Here is a 648-nt window from a genome sequence, read left to right on the forward strand (position 1 = left end):
GTCATCTCGCCGAGGTACTCGGCGTGCTTCCTCGTCGCATCGGTCCACCGCAGCTCCGCGTAGAGCCGCCGGTACTGGCACCGGAGGACCACCCGCCCCAGCGCGTTCGGTGCGGTGCGGATGGCACGGTTGTGGCGGCCGCCTGCGGCGTCGTCCTGCTCTTTGGCCTGCACTGCCTTGTTCGACCCGTGCGGGACGCGCCAGTGGTGGTCTTTGACCGCGTCCTTGCTGTTCCAGCCCCACCGTGACATCCCTGGCGTCCCCCGCGCTGTTAGACGACGGTCAGGTGCCGGCTGCCGGCGGTGGCACCCTCGGGTGCGCCGAACAGGCTGGTGCGGTTCTCGGCGGTGAGCAGTGTCAGGGCGTCGAGCTCGGTGGTGCTGTATCCGTCGGTGGCGAGTTGGGCGAGGACATCGCGGGCGAGCTCGGGTGTCTCGGTCGGGACACCGGGCCGGGTGCCGTACATCCGGCCGGTTTCGTTGAGTAGTCGGAACATCGCCCGGTACTGCCGGTCGGAGAGCACGCCGCGCTCGCGTGCTCGGACAACGAGCGAGGACTCGCTCACCCCCCAGTCCAGGCGCAGCTCGTCGAGCTCGTGGACGGTCCGGGTCGAGACCCGGTCCAGCGCCGGGCCGATGTCGTCGACCG

At 70.4% G+C, this 648-nt stretch carries 1 protein-coding gene and 1 pseudogene; both read right to left on the reverse strand.

All coding sequences use genetic code 11. The features are described 5' to 3' along the window. A partial coding sequence (locus FK268_RS23220; RefSeq protein WP_146437814.1) for a hypothetical protein occupies positions 1-251 on the reverse strand: 251 nt, incomplete at its 3' end. A 20-nt stretch (positions 252-271) separates the two neighbouring features. Further along, positions 272-648 (reverse strand): annotated as a pseudogene (locus tag FK268_RS23225) (DNA-binding protein); the annotation flags it as partial.

Origin of the sequence: Tsukamurella sputi (assembly GCF_007858445.1) — a bacterium.
GTDB lineage: Bacteria > Actinomycetota > Actinomycetes > Mycobacteriales > Mycobacteriaceae > Tsukamurella > Tsukamurella sputi.